Here is a 21,423-nt window from a genome sequence, read left to right as displayed (position 1 = left end):
GCCCGGTTCTTGCGGGAACTCTTGCTGGAATTCTTGCTGGAATCCCGTCGGGAAGCCGGCCTTGCGACCGGCCGCGGCCGTCACGGCATGTACATCCCGCCGTTGACATGCAGGGTTTCGCCGGTGATGTACGACGCCGCCGGGCCGGCGAGGAAGGCTACTGCCTGCGCGATGTCCGACGGCTCGCCGAGGCGGCCGAGCGCGATCTGCTGCACGAGGGCGTCTTTCGACGCTTCCGGCAGGTCGCGGGTCATGTCGGTGGCGATGAAGCCTGGCGCGACCACGTTGACGGTGACCCTGCGCGAACCGATTTCCTTCGCCAGCGACTTGCTGAAGGCGATGATGCCGGCCTTGGCCGCTGCGTAGTTGGCCTGGCCGGCGTTGCCGGTGACGCCGATCACCGATGCGATGTTGACGATGCGGCCGCGGCGCGCCTTCATCATGCCGCGCATCACCGCCTTGCAGCTGCGGTAGACGCTGGTGAGGTTGGTGTCGAGGATCGCCTGCCAGTCCTCGTCCTTCATCCGCATCAGCAGGTTGTCACGGGTGATGCCGGCGTTGTTGACGAGGATCGAGATCGCGCCGATCTCCTTGCCGACGGCATCGACCAGCGCCTCGATCGCGCCGGATTCGTTGACGTCGAGCTTGCGTCCGTGGCCGCCGGACGCGGCAAGGCGCTCGCCGATCGCGTTCGCGCCCGCGTCACTGGTCGCGGTGCCGATGACGGTCGCGCCCTGCGCGGCGAGTTCGTCGGCGATGGCCGCGCCGATACCGCGGCTGGCGCCGGTGACGAGCGCGATTTCGCCCTGCAATGTCTTGGTCATTCTGATCTTCCCGGAAGCGATGGTTGTCGGTCCGTGCCCGGACCGCGGCGGCGGCGGCGGCTCAGCCGTCCTTCCACTCCGCCAGCGCGGCGTCGAATTCACCCGGCGTGCCGAGCGCGCGTGCGTCGAGCGACTTGTCGATGCGGCGCGCCAGCCCAGTGAGCACCTTGCCCGGGCCGCATTCGCCCAGGCGCGTGATGCCCGCCGACGCCAGCGCCTGGACGACGCCCGTCCACTGCACCGGCAGGTAAAGCTGCCGCACCAGCGCATCGCGGATCGACTGCAGCCCGTCGTGCACCTCGGCATCGACGTTCTGCACCACCGGCAATTCCGGCTCGCGCCAGGACAGGCCATTCATGGTCTCGCCCAGGCGATTGGCGGCTTCGCGCATCAGCGGCGTATGCGAGGGCACGCTGACGGCCAGTTTCACCGTCTTGCGCACGCCCTTCTCCGCCAGCAGCGCAAGCGCGCGGTCGACCGCGGCCGCGTGGCCGCCGATGACCACCTGGCCGGGCGAGTTGAAATTGGCGGGCACCACCACTTCGTCGCCGGATGCCTCGGCGCAGGTGCTGCGCACGAGGTCGTCGTCGGCGCCGATCACGGCGGCCATCGCACCGGTGCCCGCGGGCGCGGCGTCCTGCATCAGCTGGCCGCGGATGCGTACCAGGTGCGCCGCGTCGCGCAGCGTGATTGCGCCGGCGGCGACAAGCGCGGTGTATTCACCGAGGCTGTGACCGGCGAGCGTGGCCGGCATCGCGCCGCCCTGCTGCCGCCACGCGCGCCACACGGCAACGCCGGCGGCCAGCAGCGCCGGCTGCGTGTATTCGGTGCGGTTGAGCTGTTCCTCTGGGCCGCCCTGCGACAGCGCCCACAGGTCGACGCCTGCGCCGTCGGAGGCCTCGGCGAAGGTTTCGCGCACCAGCGGATGCAGTTCCGAAAGTTCGGCCAGCATCGCCAGCGACTGCGAGCCCTGCCCGGGAAACACGAATGCAAGCGTGGAAGCGGTCACGCACGAGCCCTGCGAAAAAACGAGCCGCGATGATACGGGCGAACCGGCGCCGATGTCTGTACCCGGGCGTATTGACGAGGAGCCGGGATTCGGGATTCGGGATTGGGAAAAGCAACAGGGCCGCGATCGCTCGCGGCCCTGATCATGCCGGAAACCCGCTTTTGCGAATCCCCAACCCCGAATCCCGAATCCCGGCCCCTCAGTACCGCAGCAGCGCCGAGCCCCAGGTGAAGCCGCCACCGAAGGCCTCGAGCAACAGCAACTGGCCACGCTCGACCTTCCCCGAGCGGATCGCCTCGTCCAGCGCCAGCGGCACCGAGCCCGACGACGTGTTGCCATGCTTGTCGACGGTGACGATGACGCGCTCCATCGGCATGTCCAGGCGCCTGGCCGTGGCTTCGATGATGCGCAGGTTGGCCTGGTGCGGGATGAGCCAGTCGAGGTCGTGGCGGTCCAGGCTGTTGGCTTCCAGCGTCTCGTCGACGATCGCGTCGAGCGCCTTGACCGCATATTTGAAGACTTCGCTGCCGGCCATGCGGATGCGCACGCCTGCGTTCTTCTCGTTTTCCTTGAAACCGGTCGAAACGCCGACCGGGTTCCACAGCAGTTCCTTCTTGCCGCCGTCGGCGTGCAGGTGGGTGCTGAGGATGCCGGTTTCGGTGTCGGCCTTGAGCACCACCGCACCGGCGCCGTCGCCGAACAACACGCAGGTGGTGCGCTCGCTCCAGTCGACCATGCGGGTGAGCGTTTCCGCACCGACCACCAGCACCGTCTTCGCGCTGCCGGTGCGGATGAACTTGTCGGCCACCGACAGCGCATACACGAAACCCGAGCACGCGGCGTTGACGTCGAACGCCGGGCAGCCGTTGGCACCGAGCCGGTGCTGCAGCAGGCAGGCGGTGGACGGGAAGACGATGTCCGGCGTGGTCGTGCCGAGCACGATCAGGTCGATCTCGGAAGCCTCGACGCCGGCCGCCTCCATCGCACGCACGGCGGCGTGGTAGGCGAGGTCGCCGGTGGTTTCGCCCTCTGCCGCGACGTGGCGCTGGCGGATGCCGGTGCGCGAGGTGATCCACTCGTCGCTGGTGTCGACGATCTTCGCCAGGTCGTCGTTGGTGAGCACCTTTTCCGGCAGGTAGCTGCCGGTGCCGGCAATCCGCGAATAAATGCGCTGGTTCGAGGCTTGCTCGCTCATTTCGGTGCTGCCCTCACTGGACCCTGCCGGCACGCGCCGGACGAACAGCACGCCGGGACCGGTACGGGGCGATGCTGCAAAGCTCGACCGCGCCCCGCCGCTGTCGGCGGGGCGGGCGAGGATCAGTCTTCCTCGACGACCTGCGCCTTCGGCACGATCACCTGCTTGCCGCGGTAATAGCCGTCGGCGGTGACGTGGTGGCGCAGGTGGGTCTCGCCCGAGGTCGGGTCGGTGGACAGCTGCTTGGCGGTCAGCGAGTCGTGGGCACGACGCTGGCCACGGCGGGAGGGGGAAACGCGGGACTTCTGCACAGCCATGGGATTGCTCCAGAACGGATTTGTTGCTCGGGCCGGGCAGCGCGTGCCGCCTGGCGGGTGGAAGGATGTTGCGGATACTTCTGTTTCGGTTGCCGCTAGTGTTTTTTCAGGCCCTTCAATGCCGCGAAGGGGTTGGCACGCATTTCTTCGTCCGCCTGCACCGGCCAGTCGCGCTCGACCGCTTCGGAGCCCGGCTTCACCGGCACCACCGGAATGGCCAGGATCAGCTCGTCCTCGACCAGCTCCGCCGGCCGCAGCATCCCGTCGGCGGGAAGCTGCAGCGCCTCGTAGCCCTCCGGCAGCGCGGCCTCCTCGACCTCGTCGTCGCCACCGGCGGCGATCAGGCCCAGCCGCTGCACGATCCCCACCGGGAACTCGAAACGCTGCAGCGTACGCTGGCATTGCAGCGGCAGCGCGGCATCGATCCGCAGTTCCACGTAAGGTACCTGCAGCGAGTCGCGATCGAACTGGAGCGCGAACGCCACTTCGCCCTCGGCGTCGACCAATGCGTCGCGCAGGCGCGGCATCGACGACAACGGCAGGCGCCCCGTGAAACCGCGCCGGGCCGCGACCATGCGCCAAGCGTCCAGGATCTCGGGTACATCTGTGGACATAAGCCGGGGAATGTTAAGGATCGCGCCCCCTGGTGTCAAACGGCCGCATCGGCTCCAAGTCCCCGCGCAGGCAGGGAATTTGCCCGCCGCGACCACCCCGGGGCAGACTGAGGCCTCGCCCGCCGGACTCCCGCCTTCTTGACTCCGATCCTCGTGCTGCTGGCCGCCGTCGTCGCGGCCCTCGTCCTGGTCCTGCTACTGCGCCGCCGCCGGGGTGGCGAACGCCAGCGCGCGCTCACCCAGCTGCTCGACGCCGCCGACGGCCTGGAGGCACGCCTGCGCGACGCCCGGGCCGAAATCGAGGCCATCGCAGGCAGCAGCGACAACCCCGTGCGCGAGGCCATGCAGGAGATGCTGCGCCAGCGCCTGTGGCTGCAGCAGCACGGCGACGATGCGTCGCTGGAGCAGCTGCGCTCGGTCCGCGATTCGATCGAGGACGCCCGCCGGCGCATCGACCAGCAGCTGGTCGAGGTCGAACGGGCCCGCGCTCCGCAGCCCTGATGCGCCTGGTCCTGGCCTCGACCTCGGCCTACCGCCGCGAACTGCTCGCGCGCCTGCTCCTGCCCTTCGACGTGCAGCGCCCGGAAGTGGACGAAACCCCGCACGCCGGCGAAACCCCTGCAGCGCTGGTCGCCCGCCTGGCGCTGGCCAAGGCCATGGCCGTGGCCGAACGGCAGCCGGACGCCTGGGTGATTGGCTCCGACCAGGCCGCCGAACTCGACGGCGCCCCGTTGGGCAAGCCCGGCGGGCGCGAGCGCGCCATCGCCCAGCTGGCGTCGATGTCCGGCCGCGCGGTCGCCTTCCGCACGGCGGTCGCGGTCGTGGGGCCGGAGGGACGGCGGTTCACCGCGCTGGACACGACCACGGTGCGCTTCAGGACGCTGGCGGGTGACGAGATCGCCCGCTACGTCGATGCCGAGCAGCCGTTCGACTGCGCCGGCAGCTTCAAGGCCGAAGGCCTCGGCATCGCGCTGTTCGAGGCGATCGAGTCGCAAGACCCGACCGCCCTGATCGGCCTGCCCCTGATCGCCACGGCCGGCCTGCTGCGCGAGGCGGGTTTCGCGCTGCCGTAGGGCGAACCGACGGACTGGACAGGCCAGGCCAATGCCCATGCCCGGGGTCGGGTTCGTTCTGCAGGAGCGGCGGAAGCCGCGAGCTCTTTGATGAACCCGATCTCGCGCAAAAGGCTCGCGGCTTCCGCCGCTCCTACAGGGGTTGTGGGAGTGGAGGCTTTGGCTGTTGCCTTTGACCTTGGACTCCGGGGCCCCTCCGAAGCGGCGGAGGCGGCGGGCAAAACCCGAAGGGCGCCGCACAGGGATGTGCGGCGTTTTTCGCAGGGGCAGGATGCCCCTTCGAAAAATCCCGCCGGCTCCGCGGACCCGACGCGAAGCGTCGGGCGCGAAGGCGGGGTGTGCTTTCTTTGCGCCAGGTTTCTTTGCACAAGCAAAGAAAGGTGGCTCGCGCCGTCACGGCGCGAAAGCTCTTGATCTAAAGCCCTTGATTTGACATCGCCCGAACAGCAGGCGGGTCAAGACCCGCCCTACTCGATATCAACCGGCTGCTCGCTCCACTCCTCGACGCTGCCGTCGCGGCCGTGCAGGCGCAGGCCCAGCCAGTGCCTGCCCGGCGCAACCTCACCGGCGTCGACACGCGCGCGGAAACCGACCTTCGGATGCTGCGGGTCGGTTGAGATTTTCCAGTACACCGCCGTGCCCGGGCTCGACAGCCCGTATTCGGCCTTCGCCACCGGCTTGCCGTCCAGCAGCACCTCGACGCCCGACAGGCCGACGCCGTCCTTGAACGCCCATCCGGCCACCTCGAAGCTCCGCCCGACCCGCGCGCCGGACACCGGCGCGTCCAGCCAGGCCATCGCCGGCATCGCGCACGGCGAATCGGCGGGCGCCGGCTTGCCGTCGAACTCGAACAGCACGTAGCGCTGCGCGCCATGGTCGATGTTGAGCACCTGCGGTTCCGGCAGCGGCCCGAGCCGGTCGCACAGCGCGTGGTAGCGCTGCAGCAGGTGCTTGTACTCCACGTCGCTGGCGCCGACGACCAGCAGCGTCGGGCGCTCGAAGCGCTGGCCGCGGTGCAGCCCCCACAGCTGCAGCTGCGGCGCCCGGCCGTGGGCGCGATTGAGCGGATGGTCGAGCACCGGGATGTCCGCCTCGCCCAGCGCGAAACCAAGTTCGGCGCCGATCTTGAAGTTGCCGGCGACGAGCTGCGTGTCGTCCGGCATCCGCGCCAGTCGTCCACGCACCTCGCCGGCGAGCACGTCCCAGCCGGCGAAGTTCGACGGATACCACTTCAGCGCCGCCGACTGCGCGCGCAGCGAAGGCATCGATACCGCGGCGTAGTAGCCCAGCACCACGACCAGGCCGCACGCCGCGACCGCCCACGTGGCGCGCCGCAGCCACGGCGCCCACCCCGCGAGGACTACCGGCAACAGCGGCAGCAACGCGAGATAGCCGGGCAACGGCCAGTGGAAGCTCACGCGCTGCGTATCGGCGAAGAAGCCGAGCACGAAAAAGCCCAGCACGACCAGCCCGCCAAGCCAGGCGAGGTAGCGTTGGCTGTCCGTCGCCCAGCCACGCCTGGCCGCGGCCGACATCAGCGCAACAAACAGCAGCGGCGTCACCAGCAGGCCCTGGATGGCGATGAACAGCAGGCCGTCGGCGTGGAAGGCCCATGGGTGACGGTCGACCAGCTGGAAGCGCAGGCCGGCCTCGGCGTTCTCCATGTTCCAGGCCATCAGCGGCGTCCACGCCGCGGCGCCGAATGCGATCGCGATCCACACCCGCGGGTCGAGCAGCGCGCGGCGCCCGGCAGGCAGCGACAGCAGCACCACGAAGCCCACGCCGATCACCGCGATGAAGCGGTAATGGCTGAGCGCGCCGATCGCCAGGCCGATGCCCAGCGTCAGCGCGGCGCCTTCGTCGACGTTGCGCAGCAGGCGCGCGCCTGCGTCGATGCAAAGCAACGTCGCCAGCGCCATCGGCACGTCGGGCAGCGCCAGCAGGCCGAGCGAGCCGGCCAGCGGCAACAGCAGGGCTGCAATGCCGGCCAGCCAGGCGTGGCGCAGGTCGAACTCGCGCGCGGTGATCCGCACCACCAGCCACGGCAGCGCCGCCGCGATCAGCAGGAACGGCGCGCGCAGCGCGAGCCTGCCCTCGCCGAACATGAAATCGCCAAGCCGGATCAGCCACGCGGTGAGTCCGGGCAGGTCCGAATACGCCCACGACAGGTGCCGGCTTTCCTGCCAGTAGAAGGCCTCGTCGACGAACAGCGGCAGGCGCGACGCCATCGCCACCTTGAGCAGCGAAATCCCTGCCCAAAGCGCAATGAAGACCACGCGCATGTCGATCCGGTTCCGCATTTCCACGCGACCTCGCTACACTCGGTTCGTTCCCGCACAGAGACCGCGCATGACCGCCATCCCCGCGCAGCGGCACATGCTAACCGACGACCTTCGCGACGCGGTGAAGCGCGCGCAGGCACAGGTCAACACGCTGGTGCTCGGCAAGCCCGATGAAGTACGGCTCGCCTTCGTCGCCCTGCTTTCGGACGGCCACCTGCTGATCGAGGACCTGCCCGGCCTTGGCAAGACCACGCTCGCGCACGCGATGGCCGCCACCCTCGGGCTGGGCTTCCAGCGCGTGCAGTTCACCTCCGACCTGCTGCCTTCGGACATCGTCGGCGTGTCGGTGTTCGACGCACAGGCGCAGCGCTTCGAGTTCCATCCCGGGCCGGTGTTCGCGCACGTGCTGCTGGCCGACGAGATCAACCGCGCGCCGCCGCGCACGCAGAGCGCGCTGCTCGAGGCGATGGCCGAGCACCAGGTCACCGTCGACGGCACCACCCACGTGCTGCCGGATCCGTTCTTCGTGATCGCCACGCAGAACCCGGTCGACCTGGCCGGCACCTATCCCCTGCCCGACTCGCAGCTCGACCGTTTCCTGCTGCGGCTCACCCTCGGCTACCCGGACGAGGACGCCGAACGCGCCCTGCTCGCCGGCAGCGACCGCCGCGGGCTGATCGCGCAGACGCTTCCGGTGCTCGGCGCCGACGACGTGCTCGCGCTGCGCGGGGCGGCGGCCGAAGTCCACGCCAGCGACGCCCTGGTCGGCTACGTGCAGGCGTTGCTCGCGCGCAGCCGCCACCAGCCGGGCGTGCGCGTGGGCCTGTCGCCGCGTGCAGGCATCGCACTGTTGCGCGCGGCGCGTGCCTACGCGCTGTTGCTCGGGCGCGCGCACGTGCTGCCCGAGGACGTGCAGGCGCTGTTCCCCGCGGTCGCTGCGCACCGCCTGGTGGTCGATGCCGATGCCGGCGACGGGTACGCGCTGGCGAAAGCGATCGTGCACGGCGTCCGGGTCGACTAGGCCGGACGTGCACGCGTAATGGCCATGGGCGCGGCGTCGAAACCGGGATGGCGCCGCCGCATCGAATCGCTGGCGCGGCCACGGCATCCCGAACCGCTGCCGGTCGCGCTCGACCGCCGCCGCGTCTACATCCTGCCGACCGCCTTCGGCTGGTTCTTCCTGCTCCTGCTGCTGGCGATGCTGGCCGGCGCGCTCAACTACAACAACAACCCCGCGCTGCTGCTGGCGCTACTGCTGGCGGGCGCGGCCAACACCAGCCTGTTCGCCGCGCACCTGCAACTGAGCGGGCTGCAGGTCATCGCCATCGACGCGGAACCGGTCGCGGCCGGCAAGCCTCTGCAGCTTGGCGTGCATGCGCGCGCGCAGGCCGGGCGCTCGCGGCGCGGCCTGCGCGTGGAATGCCTGGGCAGCGTCGCGGTGCTGTCGCTCGACGGCGGTGCCGGCGCGACGACACTGGAAATCCCGACCCGGCGCCGCGGCTGGCTCCATCCCGGCCGCCTACGCATCTCCACCACCCGCCCGCTCGGCCTGGCCCGCGCCTGGGCCTGGCTGTGGCCGCGGACGCCGCTGCTCGTCTACCCGGCACCCGAAGCGCACGGCCCGCCGTTGCCCGAAGGCAGCGGCGACAACGCGCAGGCGCGGCTGCATCCGGCCGGCGACGACGTCCACCACCTGCGTGCCTACCGCCGCGGCGACGCACGGCGCGCGATCGCGTGGAAACCCTCGGCCCGCCACGGCGCGCTGCTGGTGCGCGAGTACGAACAACCGCTGGGCGCCGACATCGTGCTCGACTGGCACGACCTGCACGCGCTGGCATGGGAAGACCGCATCCGGCGCCTGGCGCGCTGGGTCGACGAGGCCGAGCGCGAGGGTCGCCGCTGGCGGCTGCAGCTGCCCGGCGAGCCCGCGCTGGGCCCTGCGCGCGGCGCCGACCATCGCCACGCCTGCCTGCGCGCGCTGGCGCTGCTGCCTGAAGCGGGAGGTGGCGATGTCGACTCGCGCTGACATGGCACCGCCGGTCGCGGCGAAAGCGAAGGCGAAGGCTTCGACGTCGACCGCCCTCGACCCGCAAACCCGCCTGTGGGCGCTCGTCGCCGCGGGCGCCTGCCTGCTGCCGCTGCTGCTTCAGCTGCCCCCCGTCATGGGGGTCGTGATCGCGGCGCTGGGAGTCGTGGTCGCAGCGGCGACCCGCCGCCACCGCCTGCCGTCCTGGCTGCGCCTGCTGCTGGCCGCGGCGCTGGTGGGCTACGTGATGGCCAGTTCGCACTTCCATCTGGGCCGCGACACCGCCTGCGCGCTGCTCGCGGCGATGCTGGCGATCAAGCCGGTCGAACTGGCCAGCGTGCGCGACGCGCGCAGCCTGCTCGGCTTCGCGCTGTTCGCGCCGTTCTCCACCTTCCTGCTCGACCAGGGCCCGCTGTCGCTGGTGCTCGCGCTGGTCGGCGCGACGCTGGCGCTGGCTGCGCTGCTGCGACTGGCGGACCTGGAGTCGGGCGATGCCGCGCGGGCAATGCCGCCGTGGCGCAGCCTGCTGGGCGTGTGGCGGCTGGTCGCGATCGGCTTGCCGCTGGCGCTGGCCGCGTTCTGGTTGTTCCCGCGCATCGCCACGCCCCTGTGGGGCGTGCCCGAACGCGCGCTCGCGCGTCCGGGGTTGTCGGACAGCATGTCGCCCGGCGGTTGGCTCGACCTGATGAACGACGAAAGCCCGGCGCTGCGGGCAACGTTCTTCGGCCCCGCCCCGGCGCCTTCGCAGATGTACTGGCGCGGGCCGGTGCTGACCGAGTTCGACGGTCGCACCTGGACCCGGTCGCGATGGCTGCAGGCGTTGCCGCCGGCGCCGGTCACGCACGCGGCGCAAGCCTGGGACTACGAAATGGTGCTCGAACCCACCGAGGACCGGCAGATGGTCGCGCTGGACCTTCCAACCACCGTGCCGGACGGCACCCGCGTCAGCCACGCCTACAGCCTGCGCACGCCGCGCACGCTCAACGCGCTGACACGCTGGCGCATGCAGTCCGCCGCGCCGGTGGCATACGAGGCGCAGCTGCGTCCGTTCCTGCGCGAGCGTGCGCTGCGCCTGCCGGAGGGCTACAACCCGCGCACGCTTGCGCTGGCACGGCAGTGGCGACGCGAGGCCGGCGACAACGACGCGGCCATCGTCGAACGCGCGCTGGCCTGGATCCGCAGCGATTTCGTCTACACCCTGAGCACGCCGCTGCCGGGACGCCATTCGGTCGATGAGTTCCTGTTCGACCAGCAGGCCGGCTTCTGCGAACACTTCAGCTCGGCCTACGTGGTGCTGATGCGCGCGGCCGGCATCCCCGCGCGCGTGGTGACCGGCTATGCCGGCGGCCGCCACAATAGCTACGGCGACTACTGGTTGGTGCGCCGCTCCGACGCTCACGCCTGGGCGGAAGTGTGGCTGGAAGGCCGCGGCTGGGTACGCGTCGACCCGACGGCCGCGGTCGCGCCCGAACGCATCTACGACACGCTCGCCGACCGCGCCACCGGCAACTTCGGCGGCGGCCTCGCCCCGGTACTCGACATCGGCGACTGGATGCGCCGCGGCTGGAACGACTTCGTGCTCGGCTTCGACGCGCAGCGCCAGCAGCGGCTGCTGCAGCCGCTGGGCGTCGAACGCCTCGGCCAGCGCACGCTGATCGTCCTGTTCGGCATCGTCGCCGTGCTGGCGATCGGCTGGATGCTGTGGCTCACCACCCGCGCCGAGCGCGAGCGCGACCGCCTGCTGCGCGCCTGGCACCGACTCGACGCCCGCTACGCCCGGCTCGGCCTGGGCCGCGCGCCGCACGAGCCGGCCGGCGACTGGGCGGCGCGCGTGGCCGCAGCCCGCCCCGGCGCGACCGAACTGGCGCCGCTCAGCGCGCGTTTCGCCGATTGGCGTTACGCTCACGGTGCCGGGCGTACACAGGGGCGGCGCGAACTGGATGAACTGGTCCGGGCATTGCGCAAACATCGTCCCTGACGCACGCCGCTTCCGACCACGCTCCGGAGAGATCAGCATGGACTTCCGACCGTTCGCCGCCGCCTGCCTCGCCAGCGCGCTGCTCGCCGCCTGCAGCACCGTGCCGCAACCGCTGCAGGGCGAGTTCAACCAGATCACCCCGCGCGAAGCCGCCGAGTTGGACAGCACCGGCGCCCTGGTCCGCTGGGGCGGGCGCATCGTGCAGGTCGAACCGAAGGAAAACCGCACCTGCTTCGAGGTGATTTCCACCCGCCTCAACGCCAATGGCCGCCCGTACTGGGCGACGGACGACACCGGCGGCCGCTTCATCGTCTGCCGCGCCGGTTTCTACGATCCGGCGGTGTTCGAGAAGAACCGCGAGGTCAGCTTCACCGGCCGCATCGACGGCTACGAGAACCGGCGCATCGGCGGTTACGACTACCGCTTCCCGCACGTCGCCGCGGATGTGGTCTACCTGTGGCCGATCCGCGAGCGCGTGAACGTCGTCACCCGCCCGGCGCCGTGGCCGTGGTGGGGGTGGTGGTGAGCCGCCTTCCGGCTTGAATGAAAACGCCCGGGCTTCCGGGCGTTTTTCATGTGGTGGTCGTAGTTGCCGGCGATCGCGCGGTCATCCGGTGCGGAAGATCAAGAGCCGTCGGGCGCGTAGGCCCGACCTACGCAAATCGGATTTTCATCGCGCGCCGTAGGCCGGGGTTACGCCCCCGACCGGCTTTTCGCCCCGCAAATCGGCACGCCGGTCAGCCCGGCGTCCCGAACCGCCCCAGCTGCGCACCCGCCAGCAAATGCAGGTGGATCTGGAATACCGTCTGCCCGCCATGCTCGTTGCAGTTCATGACGATGCGGTAACCGTCCTCCGCGAACCCCTGCTCCTTCGCATAGCGCGCCGCGGCGAACGCAAGCCGCCCGACCACCGCGGCCTGCTCCTCGCGCAGGTCGTTGAGCGTCGCAACGTCGGTCTTCGGCACGAACAACACGTGCACCGGCGCCTGCGGCGCGATGTCGCGGAACGCGATGATGTCGTCGTCCTCGTAGACGATGTCGGCCGGGATTTCGCGGCGGATGATCTTGTGGAAGATGGTGGTCATGTTGGAAAGCCGGGATTGGGGGTTGGGGCGATGGTACCCCGCCCTTCCGAATCCCTAATCCCGAATCCCCGCTTTCAAGGCATCTCGCTCCGCGACCCGAACGCATGCGACAGCGTGCCGCGGTCCACGTATTCGAGCTCACCCCCCAGCGGCACGCCGTGTGCCAGGCGACTGGGGCGCACACCGTGGTTGCGGGCGAGCTGGGCGAGGTAGTGCGCCGTGGCTTCGCCCTCCACGGTGGGGTTGGTGGCGATGATCAGTTCCTGCACTTCGCCCGTCGCCAGGCGCGTCGCCAGCTGTTCGAGGCCAAGTTCGCGCGGGCCGATGCCGTCGAGCGGGCTGAGCCGGCCCTGCAGCACGAAGTACAGGCCGCGGTAGCCGGTCGCCTGTTCGATCACGAGGCGGTCGGCCGGCGATTCCACCGCGCACAGCTGCTGCACGTCGCGCGAGGCGCTGGCGCAGGTGGCGCAGGTCTCGGTTTCGCTGAAGTCGCGGCAGCGCGCGCAGTGGCCGATGCGTTCGATCGACTCGGCCAGCGCGTCCGCCAGTCGCCGGCCACCGTCGCGCTCGCGTTCGAGCACGTGGTAGGCCATGCGCTGCGCGGTCTTCTGGCCGACGCCAGGCAGGACGCGGAAGGCTTCGATCAGTTGTTCGAGCAGCGGGCTGGTCATCGGGATCCGGGGCGGGCAAGCGGCGACGCGGTCATGGCAAGGCCATGCTCAAAGCACGCGCGAAAGCTGCGCGGCCCAGGCGTAGGCGGGTTCGCGCACCAGCAACAGCGCGCCGGCCACCGCACCGAGCCCGACGCCGGCGAGGCGATTCTGCCACGGCCCGATCATCACCAGGATCAGCGCCACCGCGGCCGACAGTGCCACGCAGATCGCGGTCGCGGCCCACAGCCAGCGGATCGGTTCGGGCAGCGGCAGGAACGCGCGCAGCAGCAGCATCGACGCCAGCAACATCGGGCACGCGACGGCGAGCAACTTCGCCATTCGCATGCCCGCGTATCCGTGGCCGTAGCGCGAGTGGAACACTCAGTGTGCCCGAGGCCGGTTGCGGGTCGTCAACGCCATCCGTGCCACCTCAGAACGGCAGTTTCATGCCCGGAGGCAGCGGCATGCCGGCGGTGGCCGCGCCCATCTTTTCCTGCGAGGCGGCGTTGGCCTTGTTGACCGCGTCGTTGAAGGCGGCGGCGATCAGGTCCTCGGCCATCTCCGGGTCGGACAGCACGCTGGGGTCGATGCGCACCTTGCGGCACTCCATGCGGCCGGTGAGCGTCACTGCCACCATGCCGCCACCGGCGTTGCCGGTGACTTCGAGGTTGGCGAGTTCTTCCTGCACGCGCTGCATGTCTTCCTGCATCTTCTGCGCCTGCTGCATCAGCTGGGCGATGTTTCCACGCATGGCGTTCTCTCTATTCGTCGTGGGGGCGGATCGAGTCGGGCACCAGCTTCGCACCGTGCTGCGACATCAGCCGCTGCACCTGCGGGTCGGCGAGGAAGGCGCTCTCGGCCGAAGCCTGGCGTTCGTCGCGCTGGCGTTCGTTGCGCGCGTGCAGCGTTTCGGTGGCTGCCTGTGCGGCGTCGAAGCGGATCTGCGGCTGGGTCCCGAGCGGCATGGCCAGCGCGGATGCCAGCTGCGACACCAGGAACGGCGCCTTGAGGTGGTCGTCGGCCGGCGGCAGCGACAGGCGCAGCACGCCGTCGGACCAGGCGACGAAGCCGGCGCTGGCGGCGAGTTCCTTCACCGGGCCGCGCAGGTCGAGCGCTGCGACGAAATCGGGCCAGCCGGCAGCATCCAGTTCGACCGGCACGGGTGCTGCCGTTGGCGCGGCCTGCGCGGGCGGTGGCGGCGCCGCTGCCGGCTCGCGCGCGGCGGCGGGCGGCACCGGGGCAGCGGCGGGCGCCTGTGGAATCGGACGCGGCGGCGCCGGCGGCGTGGCCGGCCTGGCAGGTGCTTCCTGTCGTTTCGCCGGCGCGGCGCTCTCCAGCGCCTCGCGCGCGGCGGCCGGGCCGGTCTTGCGTTGCGCGACGGGCGCGGACGCCGACACCGTGCCGCCATCAACCGGTCGGAAGGCCAGCATCCGCAGCAGGCACATCTCGAAGCCCGAGCGCGGGCTCGGCGCCAGGAAAAGGTCGCGGCGGCCGTTGAGCGCCATCTGGTACCAGAGCTGCACGACTTCCGGGCGCAGCGCCGAAGCCAGCGCCTCGACGTCCACGCCGCCGGCGCCGACATCGTTGTCCGGCACCAGTTGCTTCACCTGCACCCGGTGCAGCGCCTCGGCCAGCGCGTCGAGCACGCCGGCCCAGTCCGGCGAGAACTCGGCCAGCGTGGCGACTTCATCCAGCAGCGCCTTGCCGTCCCCGGCAGCCAGCGCCGACAGCAGCGCGCCGACGCGGGTGCGATCGACGGTGCCGAGCATCGTCGACAGCGCGGCGTCGGTCAGCGCGCTGTCGGCGTTGGCGCCGGTGTAGGCGATGGCCTGGTCGAGCAGCGACAGCCCGTCGCGCAGGCTGCCGTCGGCGGCCCTGGCGAGCTGTTCGACCGCGCCCGGCTCGGCGGCGATGCCTTCGGCTGCGAGGATCCTCGAGATCTGGCCGCCGATCTGCTCTTCGTCCAGCCGCTTGAGGTTGAACTGCAGGCAGCGCGACAGCACCGTCACCAGCAGCTTCTCGGGATCGGTGGTGGCGAACAGGAACTTGACGTGCTCCGGCGGCTCTTCCAGCGTCTTGAGCAGCGCGTTGAACGCCGCCTTCGACAGCATGTGCACTTCGTCGATCAGGTACACCTTGTAGCGGCCGCGCGAGGGCATGTACTGCGCGTTCTCGATCAGCTCGCGGACGTTGTCGACGCCGGTGTTGGAGGCCGCGTCGATCTCCAGCAGGTCGATGTAGCGGCCGGCGTCGATCGCCTGGCAGGTCTCGCACTCGCCGCAGGGATCGGCGCCGGTGCCGCGCTCGCAGTTCAGGCTCTTGGCGAAGATCCGCGCGATGGTGGTCTTGCCGACCCCGCGGGTGCCGGTGAACAGGTAGGCGTGGTGCACGCGGCCCGAATCGAGCGCATTGGACAGCGCGCGGACCACGTGCTCCTGCCCGACCAGTTCGGCGAAACGCTTGGGGCGCCACTTGCGGGCGAGGACGAGGTAGGACATGGCGTCCATTCTGCCGCGCCCCGACGAACCTTGCCTACCCTGATGTCGAACGCGCCGCAGCGCGCCCGGGCATGTGGCAGGGGCTTCATGTTGTGATACCTGCCCGCCACGGCTAGAATCGGCGCCCCTGAGCGTTGCCGGAAGCTTCCTTCAGGTTCCAGCGGAGAGGTGTCCGAGTGGTTGAAGGAGCACGCCTGGAAAGTGTGTAAGCGTCTAAACCGCGCTTCGGGGGTTCGAATCCCCCTCTCTCCGCCACATACGCCAAGCGCCCCGCAAGGGGCGTTTTGCGTATGTGGCGGAGAGAGGGGATCTGGTGCGAATCCCTGCGGGTTCGACAAATCGGCAGGACTGCCGATTTGCACGGCGCAGCCGCCCGAAGGGCGAGGCACATGGATGTGCCGAGTGCATCCCCCGGCCGGACATCAACGCTCGCGATACTGGTAGAATCCCGCGTTCGCTACGCGCTGTTCTTCGCGAGCGCACGTCTCTATGGTGGCCCCGTCGGCCCCTCGCGACGCTAGGTCGAAAACCCCGCCAGGGCCGGAAGGCAGCAACGGTATCGATCGACGCGGGCGCCGAGGTCAGCCGGCGGGGTCATCGCCATTTCCAATGCTCCGCATGCGCGGCTACCGCGGATGCTGCCAATCCTCACCTCCGCCGGCGTAGCGCTCGCGCTTCCAGATCGGCACGCGCGCCTTGACCTCGTCGATGATGTAGCGGCAGGCGGCGAAGGCGGCATCGCGGTGCGCGGCGGTGACGCCGACCCAGACCGCGACCTCGCCGATCGCGAGGTCGCCGGTGCGGTGCACGCAGCGGGCGTCGAGGATGTCGAAGCGTTCGAGCGCCTCGGCCAGCACGCGCTCGCCCTCGGCCTCGGCCAATGCGACGTAGGCTTCGTAATGCAATCCGTCGACTGCGCGGCCGTCGTTGTGGTTGCGCACGCGGCCCTCGAACCCAGCGAACGCGCCGGCGCGCGCGTCGTCCAGCGCCTCGCGCAGCGGCTCGATCGCGAACGGTTCCGGCGACAGCGAGAAACGCGGCATGCCCCTGGTGCTCAACCGCCGCTCACCGGTGGGACGAATGCGATCTCGCTGCCCTCCTCGAGCGCATCGTCCCAGCGCGCGAACGCACCATCGACCGCCACCCGCAACCGGTCGACCGGAAGCACGAAGCCATGGCGCTCGCGCAGTGCGTCATAGAGCGCGCGCAGGTCGGCCGCGCCGGAATCGATCGTTTCGCTGGCCACGCCCGCGGCATCACGCAGGCTGGCGAAGTACAGCACCGTGACCCGCGCCATCAGCCCGCGCTCCCGAAGTCGTGGCGGCCGCCGCGCTTGCCCAGCAGCTTCGCCGGGCCGAGCACGATCGCGTGCGACAGCGCCTTGCACATGTCGTAGACGGTCAGCGCAGCGACCGTCGCGCCGGTCAACGCTTCCATCTCGACGCCGGTGCGGTGCGTGGTCTTCACCGCGCACTCGATGCGCAGCTCGCGCTCGCCGTGCCAGTCGATGCCGATGCGCACGCCGTCGATGGGCAGCGGGTGGCAGAACGGGATCAGTTCATGGGTGCGCTTGACCGCCATGGTGCCGGCGATGACCGCGGTTTCGACGATGCCGCCCTTGGCGCTGCGCAGGCCGCTGGCGCGCAGCTGCGCGGCGACCGCGGCCGGGAACTTCACCCGGCATTCGGCCACGGCTTGGCGCGCGGTGACGGCCTTGCCGGAGACGTCGACCATCGCGGGACGGCCTTCGGCGTCGAGGTGGCTGAGCTTGCGGGCTGGTTTTGCGGGCATGGCGGCATTGTAAGGGGCTGTGCGGGGAGTCCCTGCTGTCCGGCAGAAAGCAAATCCCCCATACCCCCTTTTCCAAAGGGGCAAGAGCTGGAGGCGTTTGTCCGGCCTCCAACCCCCAATCCCCAGCCCCTAACCCCCGACGAGGAACATCTCCACGTGCCGCCGCGATGCGCCTGCGCGACCGCGCAGTTCGCTGTAGCGGTCGCCGCGCCGCGTCCAGAGGTTCGCGACGTGGTCGGCCAGCGCGGCATCGCCATCGCGCAGCACGGGCCGCAGGTCGGTGCCGTCGGCCGCGAACAGGCAGGTGTACAGCCGGCCGTCGGCGGAGACGCGCGCGCGGTGGCAGTCGCCGCAGAACGGCGCGCTGATCGAACTGACGAAGCCGACCTCGCCCGCGCCGTCGTCGAAGGCGTAGCGCGAGGCGACTTCGCCGCGGTAGTTGGGATCGAGCGGATGCAGCGGCCAGCGCGCGTGGATGCGGTCGCGCGACTCGGCCGACGGCACCACGCGGGTCACATCCCAGCCGTTGCAGGTGCCCACGTCCATGTATTCGATGAAGCGCACGATGTGGCCGCTGCCGCGGAAATGCTCGACCAGCGGCAGCACCTGGCCGTCGTTGACGCCGCGCTGCACGACGCAGTTGAACTTGAGGCGCTCGAAACCGGCGTCCTCGGCCGCAGCGATGCCGGCCAGGACGTCAGGCAGCTCGCCGCGGCCGCCGGACAGCACACGGAACAGCGCCGGATCGAGCGCGTCGAGGCTGATCGTGATCCGCCGCAGCCCCGCATCGCGCAGCGCCTTCGCCTGCTTCGCCAGCAGCGCGCCATTGGTGGTCACGGCAAGGTCGTCGATGCCGTCGACGGCGGCCAGGCGCGCCACCAGTTCGGGCAGCCGCTTACGCAGCAGCGGTTCGCCGCCGGTCAGACGCAGCTTGCGCACTCCCAGCCGGGCGAAGCCGCGCACCAGCGTCTCGATCTCGTCGAACGACAGCCGCGACGCCGCGTCCATGCCGTAGTCGTCGGGCACCTTGTCGGCCGGCATGCAGTAGCCGCAGCGGAAGTTGCAGGCCTCGATCACCGACAACCGCAGGTCGTGCAGCGGGCGGCCGAGGCGATCGAGCGGCGTCGCCGGCAGTTGCGGCACGGCGTTCATGCGGGCAGGCCGCGTTCGGCGGTCGGCTCGGCCAGCGTGACCACCTCGCCGGGCGTGGCGACACGGTGGCCGCGCCCGGCCAGCGCCTGGCCGTCGGCGATGCCGGCGTAGTGGTAGAGGATGCAGCGTTCGAGCAGTTCGCGCGGATATTCGCGCTCGAGGTCGTCGATGCCGCTGTGCGAGGGGTTGCCGTGCAGCGCGCAGTCGTGCGCGACCAGTTCGCCGGCATCGGCATGTTTCGCCAGCACTTCGGGGATCGGCCGGGTATCGCCACTCCACGCCAGGCTGCCGCGCAGGCGCAGGCCGTAGGCAGTCTCCGGCCAGTGATGGCGCACCGGGAACACCTCCAGCCGCACGCCCTCGTGCCAGAACGCGTCGCCCACCGGCACCAGCTGGAACGCATCCCAGAAGTTCGCGCCGCCCTCGGCGAGCACGTTCGGGTAGTCGCCCACGCGCCGGTGCAGCAGCGGGACCACCGTCGCCGGCACGTAGAGCCGGGTCTTGCCGCGGCGCGCGGCGTCGAAGTAATCGGCCACGAACAGCCGCTCGAAGCCGGCGACGTGGTCCATGTGCACGTGGGTGACGAACAGCGCGCGCGGCGCTTGCCCGTAATGCGCCAGGTACGCGGTCAGCCCTTCCGCGCCGCAGTCGATGGTCAGCCATGGCGCGCCATCGCGTTCGATGGTCGCCATCGGCGATCCCAGTTCGACCGCCGAGGCGTTGCCGACGCCGTGGAAGCGCAGCGACCAGGCCATCAGTGCTTGTCCGCCAGGGCCATGCCCGTCAAATCCCGCGATCCCACTGCGCGTCGTAACCCTTGCGCAGGCGGGCGAAGTCTTCTTCCACTTCCTTGATGCCGCGGTGGCCGCGCAGCTTGAGCAGCGAGCGATTGAGCCGCGCCAGGTTGCCTTCGCGCCAGCCGGTGGCGGGGATGCGCAGCGTGCTGCGGTCGAAGTCGATCATCCAGCCCTTGCCGTCCGCGTCGAACAGCAGGTTGTGGGCATTGAGGTCGACGTGGTCGAGGCCGGCGCGATGGAAACGCGCGACCAGGCGCCCGGCCTCGTCCCACGGCGCACTGTGGCCGTCGGTCCTGGCCAGGTCGGCGAGCGAGCGCACGTCGAGCAGGCGCTCCATCAGGATCGAGGCGCGGTAGGACAGGCCTTCGCGCAGGTAGCTTGCGGCGATCGGCCGCGGCACCGGCAAGTCCTGCTTGAGCAGCTCGCGCAGCAGCCGGAACTCGGCGAAGCTGCGCACCTGGTCGGCACCCCGCCACAGGTGCCTGTCGCGGCTGAACCTTGCCGCCAGGCCGCCGCGCAGGTAGTGGCGCAGCACGCAGGGGCCGTGCGTGGCGTCGATGTACCAGGCGCCGCCGCGGCCGCCGTCGCCGACCGCCTGCGCGCGGTCGCCCCAGGCCTCCGGGTTGAACCAGCGCGGATCGGCTTGCCGCAACTGCGTGCCGTCGAACAGAATCGAGCCGACACCGCGTCCACCGCGGCCGGCGCGGAACGGCGTCAGGCTTTCGGTAGCATCGAACGCGGCCATCCGGCGAGTCTAACAAGCGCATGCCTTCCGATCCCGTTATTCCGGCCGTGTCCGACACCGCCGTTCACCGCACGATCTGCCTGCTGCGCCTGTCCGCGCTGGGCGACGCCACCCATGTCGTGCCGCTGGTGCGCACGCTGCGACGCGCCTGGCCCGGCGTTGCGCTGACGTGGGTAATCGGCAAGGGCGAGTACAGGCTGCTCGAGGGCCTGGAGGGCGTGGAATTCGCCGTTTACGACAAGAAGACCGGCCTGGCCGGGATGCGTGCGCTGCGCCGGGAGTTCGGCAGCCGGCGCTTCGACGCGCTGCTGCAGATGCAGGTCGCCGCACGCGCCAACCTGCTGTCGGCGTTCGTGCCGGCGACGCGACGCATCGGCTACGACCGCACACGCTCGAAGGACCTGCACGGACTGTTCATCAACGAGCGCATCCCCGACCGCCCCGGGATCCACGTGCTCGACGCCATTGGCAGCTTCTGCGAACCGCTGGGGTTGGAACAGAAACAGGTCACGTGGGACCTGCCGGTGCCGGACGATGCCCGTGAATGGGCCCGCGAGCAGTGGCCGGATGACAGCGTTCCGACGCTACTCATCTCGCCCTGCTCCAGCCACGCCCTGCGCAACTGGCGCAGCGACCGCTACGCCGCCGTCGCCGACCACGCCGCCGCGCGCGGCTGGCGCATCGTGCTGTGCGGCGGCCGCAGCGAGCTGGAGCGCGACACCACCGACGCGATCATCGCCACGATGCAGACCCCCGTGCTGGACCTGGTCGGCAAGGACACGCTCAAGCAGCTGCCCGCCCTGCTCGAACGCGCCGACCTGGTGATGACCCCCGATTCGGGCCCGATGCACATCGCCAACGCCATGGGTACCAAGGTGCTTGGCCTGCATGCGGCCAGCAACCCCGAGCGTAGTGGCCCGTATTCCGACCGCCGCTACTGCGTGGACCGCTACGACGACGCGGCGCGCAAGTACCTGGGGAAGCCTGCGAGTACGCTGAAGTGGGGTACGAAGATCGAGCGCGACGGGGTGATGGACCTGGTGACCGTCGAGGACGGCATTGCGGCGTTCGAACGGTTCGTGGTTTCGCGCGGCTAACTGGTCCCGCGTCCCCGAGGGGACGGCTTCAGCCGCGAGCTTTTGAGAGTCCACCAAAGATCAAGAGCTCGCGGCTTCCGCCGCTCCTACAGGGCATACCGGAGCCGGGGCTTTGGCTTTTGATCTTGATCTTGATCTTCGGGCCCCCTCCGTAGCGGTGGAGCCGGCGGACAAGACCCGAAGAGCCTGCCCCGTACTTGATACGGGGGCGCCGCACAGGGATGTGCGGCGTTTTTCGCAGGGGCAGGATGCCCCTTCGAAAAATCCCGCCGGCTCCGCGGACCCGG

The 21,423-nt window shown here is 70.3% G+C and carries 24 protein-coding genes, 1 tRNA gene and 1 other RNA gene; 9 read left to right on the top strand and 17 right to left on the bottom strand.

The annotated features are described in order from the left end of the window. Positions 1-80: 80 nt before the first annotated feature. The 5 genes from fabG to ACFONC_RS13810 all read right to left on the bottom strand — a co-directional run bounded on the left by fabG (position 81) and on the right by ACFONC_RS13810 (position 3,959). The gene (gene fabG, locus ACFONC_RS13830; protein ID WP_386745002.1) at positions 81-824 is read right to left on the bottom strand and encodes a 3-oxoacyl-ACP reductase FabG; all 744 of its coding nucleotides are present in this window, start codon (positions 822-824) and stop codon (positions 81-83) included. A 61-nt stretch (positions 825-885) separates the two neighbouring features. Continuing rightward, a complete protein-coding gene (gene fabD, locus ACFONC_RS13825; protein ID WP_386745000.1) occupies positions 886-1,833 on the bottom strand; it encodes an ACP S-malonyltransferase in 948 nt (315 codons plus the stop codon). A 199-nt stretch (positions 1,834-2,032) separates the two neighbouring features. After that, entirely contained in the window at positions 2,033-3,028 is a 996-nt protein-coding gene (locus ACFONC_RS13820) for a beta-ketoacyl-ACP synthase III (RefSeq protein WP_386744998.1), read from the bottom strand. A gap of 122 nt (positions 3,029-3,150) precedes the next feature. Continuing rightward, positions 3,151-3,345, bottom strand: coding sequence for a 50S ribosomal protein L32 (gene rpmF, locus ACFONC_RS13815; RefSeq protein WP_386744996.1), 195 nt, complete (start codon positions 3,343-3,345; stop codon positions 3,151-3,153). 95 nt (positions 3,346-3,440) lie between these two features. Beyond that, positions 3,441-3,959, bottom strand: coding sequence for a YceD family protein (locus ACFONC_RS13810; RefSeq protein ID WP_386744994.1), 519 nt, complete (start codon positions 3,957-3,959; stop codon positions 3,441-3,443). A 138-nt stretch (positions 3,960-4,097) separates the two neighbouring features. On the opposite strand from ACFONC_RS13810, the gene ACFONC_RS13805 reads away from it, so the two are divergent. Next, complete coding sequence (locus ACFONC_RS13805) at positions 4,098-4,460, top strand: hypothetical protein (protein WP_386744993.1); 363 nt, start codon at positions 4,098-4,100, stop codon at positions 4,458-4,460. Then, positions 4,460-5,032: a Maf family protein gene (locus ACFONC_RS13800; RefSeq protein ID WP_386744991.1), complete on the top strand. Its 573-nt coding sequence runs from the start codon at positions 4,460-4,462 to the stop codon at positions 5,030-5,032. The genes ACFONC_RS13805 and ACFONC_RS13800 overlap by 1 nt, the downstream gene beginning before the upstream one ends. A 467-nt stretch (positions 5,033-5,499) precedes the next feature. On the opposite strand, the gene ACFONC_RS13795 is transcribed toward ACFONC_RS13800, so the two are convergent. Continuing rightward, on the bottom strand, positions 5,500-7,332 hold the full coding sequence (locus ACFONC_RS13795; RefSeq protein WP_386745171.1) for an ArnT family glycosyltransferase: 1,833 nt from the start codon (positions 7,330-7,332) through the stop codon (positions 5,500-5,502). 49 nt (positions 7,333-7,381) lie between these two features. Here ACFONC_RS13795 and ACFONC_RS13790 point away from each other — a divergent pair, with 49 nt between their 5' ends. From ACFONC_RS13790 to ACFONC_RS13775, 4 genes are read left to right on the top strand one after another with little or no spacing between them, the layout of a single operon-like run. Next, positions 7,382-8,335, top strand: coding sequence for an AAA family ATPase (locus ACFONC_RS13790; RefSeq protein WP_386744989.1), 954 nt, complete (start codon positions 7,382-7,384; stop codon positions 8,333-8,335). 24 nt (positions 8,336-8,359) lie between these two features. After that, entirely contained in the window at positions 8,360-9,340 is a 981-nt protein-coding gene (locus tag ACFONC_RS13785) for a DUF58 domain-containing protein (RefSeq protein WP_386745170.1), read from the top strand. After that, positions 9,324-11,318: a transglutaminase TgpA family protein gene (locus tag ACFONC_RS13780; RefSeq protein WP_386744988.1), complete on the top strand. Its 1,995-nt coding sequence runs from the start codon at positions 9,324-9,326 to the stop codon at positions 11,316-11,318. Before ACFONC_RS13785 ends, ACFONC_RS13780 begins: the two co-directional genes overlap by 17 nt. A 37-nt stretch (positions 11,319-11,355) precedes the next feature. Further along, the gene (locus ACFONC_RS13775) at positions 11,356-11,844 is read left to right on the top strand and encodes a Slp family lipoprotein (RefSeq protein ID WP_386744986.1); all 489 of its coding nucleotides are present in this window, start codon (positions 11,356-11,358) and stop codon (positions 11,842-11,844) included. Between the two features lie 211 nt (positions 11,845-12,055). On the opposite strand, the gene ACFONC_RS13770 is transcribed toward ACFONC_RS13775, so the two are convergent. The 5 genes from ACFONC_RS13770 to dnaX all read right to left on the bottom strand — a co-directional run bounded on the left by ACFONC_RS13770 (position 12,056) and on the right by dnaX (position 15,554). Further along, positions 12,056-12,403 carry a histidine triad nucleotide-binding protein gene (locus ACFONC_RS13770; protein WP_386744985.1) on the bottom strand — a complete coding sequence of 116 codons (348 nt, stop codon included), beginning with the start codon at positions 12,401-12,403 and terminating at the stop codon, positions 12,056-12,058. A 74-nt stretch (positions 12,404-12,477) separates the two neighbouring features. Continuing rightward, positions 12,478-13,074 (bottom strand): recombination mediator RecR, encoded by a 597-nt coding sequence (recR, locus tag ACFONC_RS13765; RefSeq protein WP_386744983.1) that lies wholly within the window; start codon positions 13,072-13,074, stop codon positions 12,478-12,480. Between the two features lie 48 nt (positions 13,075-13,122). Beyond that, positions 13,123-13,401 carry a hypothetical protein gene (locus ACFONC_RS13760; RefSeq protein ID WP_386744981.1) on the bottom strand — a complete coding sequence of 93 codons (279 nt, stop codon included), beginning with the start codon at positions 13,399-13,401 and terminating at the stop codon, positions 13,123-13,125. 85 nt (positions 13,402-13,486) lie between these two features. Beyond that, positions 13,487-13,807, bottom strand: coding sequence for a YbaB/EbfC family nucleoid-associated protein (locus ACFONC_RS13755; protein WP_386744980.1), 321 nt, complete (start codon positions 13,805-13,807; stop codon positions 13,487-13,489). A gap of 10 nt (positions 13,808-13,817) precedes the next feature. Next, a complete protein-coding gene (gene dnaX / locus ACFONC_RS13750; protein WP_386744978.1) occupies positions 13,818-15,554 on the bottom strand; it encodes a DNA polymerase III subunit gamma/tau in 1,737 nt (578 codons plus the stop codon). A 162-nt stretch (positions 15,555-15,716) separates the two neighbouring features. Here dnaX and ACFONC_RS13745 point away from each other — a divergent pair. Together ACFONC_RS13745 and ffs are read left to right on the top strand one after the other, a co-directional pair. After that, positions 15,717-15,809, top strand: a tRNA-Ser gene (locus tag ACFONC_RS13745). Between the two features lie 243 nt (positions 15,810-16,052). Next, positions 16,053-16,149, top strand: an RNA gene (ffs, locus tag ACFONC_RS13740) — signal recognition particle sRNA small type. Positions 16,150-16,180: 31 nt separating this feature from the next. Here the strand turns inward: ffs and ACFONC_RS13735 are convergent. The 6 genes from ACFONC_RS13735 to ACFONC_RS13710 form a co-directional block, all read right to left on the bottom strand. Continuing rightward, a complete protein-coding gene (locus ACFONC_RS13735; RefSeq protein WP_386744976.1) occupies positions 16,181-16,597 on the bottom strand; it encodes a molybdenum cofactor biosynthesis protein MoaE in 417 nt (138 codons plus the stop codon). Positions 16,598-16,608: 11 nt separating this feature from the next. Then, positions 16,609-16,854, bottom strand: coding sequence for a MoaD/ThiS family protein (locus tag ACFONC_RS13730; protein WP_386745169.1), 246 nt, complete (start codon positions 16,852-16,854; stop codon positions 16,609-16,611). Next, positions 16,851-17,345 (bottom strand): cyclic pyranopterin monophosphate synthase MoaC, encoded by a 495-nt coding sequence (gene moaC, locus ACFONC_RS13725; RefSeq protein WP_386744975.1) that lies wholly within the window; start codon positions 17,343-17,345, stop codon positions 16,851-16,853. The genes ACFONC_RS13730 and moaC overlap by 4 nt, the downstream gene beginning before the upstream one ends. A gap of 129 nt (positions 17,346-17,474) precedes the next feature. After that, positions 17,475-18,497 carry a GTP 3',8-cyclase MoaA gene (moaA, locus tag ACFONC_RS13720; RefSeq protein WP_386744973.1) on the bottom strand — a complete coding sequence of 341 codons (1,023 nt, stop codon included), beginning with the start codon at positions 18,495-18,497 and terminating at the stop codon, positions 17,475-17,477. Then, complete coding sequence (locus ACFONC_RS13715) at positions 18,494-19,252, bottom strand: MBL fold metallo-hydrolase (RefSeq protein ID WP_386744971.1); 759 nt, start codon at positions 19,250-19,252, stop codon at positions 18,494-18,496. Before ACFONC_RS13715 ends, moaA begins: the two co-directional genes overlap by 4 nt. 28 nt (positions 19,253-19,280) lie before the next feature. Then, positions 19,281-20,039 carry a 3-deoxy-D-manno-octulosonic acid kinase gene (locus tag ACFONC_RS13710; RefSeq protein ID WP_386744969.1) on the bottom strand — a complete coding sequence of 253 codons (759 nt, stop codon included), beginning with the start codon at positions 20,037-20,039 and terminating at the stop codon, positions 19,281-19,283. Between the two features lie 74 nt (positions 20,040-20,113). Between ACFONC_RS13710 and ACFONC_RS13705 the strand changes: the two genes are divergently transcribed. Then, positions 20,114-21,136 carry a glycosyltransferase family 9 protein gene (locus tag ACFONC_RS13705; protein WP_386745167.1) on the top strand — a complete coding sequence of 341 codons (1,023 nt, stop codon included), beginning with the start codon at positions 20,114-20,116 and terminating at the stop codon, positions 21,134-21,136. Positions 21,137-21,423 lie beyond the last annotated feature (287 nt).

This window comes from Luteimonas soli, assembly GCF_042648865.1.
Taxonomy (GTDB): Bacteria; Pseudomonadota; Gammaproteobacteria; order Xanthomonadales; family Xanthomonadaceae; genus Luteimonas; species Luteimonas soli.
The sequence above is the reverse complement of the archived record's forward strand: the minus strand, read 5'-3'. Positions and strand labels throughout refer to the sequence as shown.